The organism is Psychrobacter celer (assembly GCF_016107555.1).
Classification (GTDB): domain Bacteria; phylum Pseudomonadota; class Gammaproteobacteria; order Pseudomonadales; family Moraxellaceae; genus Psychrobacter; species Psychrobacter celer.
Genome location: NZ_JABASU010000052.1, coordinates 1 through 1,401 on the forward strand (window position 1 = coordinate 1; position 1,401 = coordinate 1,401).

Genomic DNA, 1,401 nt, shown 5'->3' on the forward strand with positions numbered 1-1,401 from the left:
TGGTGTTACTCTAAAAAAATCTGACCAATTAGCATTGATACGTCTACTACTAAAACGCAAAGAAGAATTAGATGATGTGCGAGTCAATGATTACTTTAGCGACAGCTTCTTTGAAAGTAACTTCTGGATACTTTGGAGCACCATGTTTGCCTTTGAAAAATGGCACAGCTTGCTTGAGTTAAAACTATATATGCACCGCTTTTTGCATGACTTAGATGGTCTGCATAATATGTCGATGCTAGTATTTCCAAAATACAATCAATATGATGGGTTTATCGTACCGCTACGTAACTATCTCATCGAAAAAGGGGTTAAATTCCAATACGATACTTCGGTGACGGATTTAGATATTGAGTTTAATCAAGCTGATGACCATGAATCTGTTAAGGGTTCAGCTAATGAGCCAACCAAAACGGTCAAAGCCATCATTGCAGAAGTAGGTGGTAAGCCTACCCGTATTACTATTACAGAGAATGATTATGTAGTAGCAACCACAGGCACAATGACTGATGATACACGATATGGTGATAACGATTCTGCGCCAAACCTAGATGCTATGTTAGACAATCAAGGGCAATCAAAAGGTTGGACGCTTTGGAACAATCTTGCTCATAAGTCCAGCGTCTTTGGTCATCCTGGAAAATTCAATGGTAATGTGAATGAGTCTGCATGGATGTCAGCCACACTGACTTGTAAGCCTTCTGCATTGGTAGATAAGGTTAAAGAGCTGTCTGTTAATGATCCATACTCAGGTAAAACAGCGACAGGTGGTATCGTCACCTTTACCGATTCTAACTGGGTAATGAGCTTTACTTGTAACCGTCAGCCGCATTTCCCTGATCAACCAAAGGACACCTTAGTACTTTGGGTGTATAGTTTGCTGATGGATAAAGATGGCAATTATATTAAGAAACCAATGCCAGAATGTACAGGTAATGAGATTTTAGCAGAGCTCTGCCACCACCTTGGTATTATCAATGAGTTAGACGGCGTGGTTGACAATACCATTGTTAGATCTACTTATATGCCATATATCACCTCACAGTTTATGGTACGTGCGCAAGGCGACCGCCCTGAAATTGTACCGCAAGGTTGTACTAATCTAGGCTTAGTAGGACAATTTGTCGAAACTAGAAATGATGTGGTATTCACCGTCGAAAGCTCTGTTCGTACGGCTAGAGTCGCGGTATATAGCCTACTGAATATCAAAAAACAGGTACCTGATATAGATCCATCGCAATATGACATTCGTCACCTATTACGAGCGGCAAATACGCTAAATGATGGTAAAGGATTTATTGGAGAAGGCTTATTACGTAAGCTATTAAAAGATACCTACTATGAGCATATCTTGCCACCTACCCATCTAGATAGTCAGGAAGAAACGAAGCGTAATGACTC

The 1,401-nt window shown here is 40.4% G+C and carries 1 protein-coding gene; it reads left to right on the plus strand.

Annotated features, from left to right (window positions below; genetic code table 11):
* Positions 1 to 1,401: oleate hydratase (locus JFC05_RS12615; protein ID WP_198337135.1), on the plus strand; the 1,401-nt coding region annotated here is incomplete at both ends.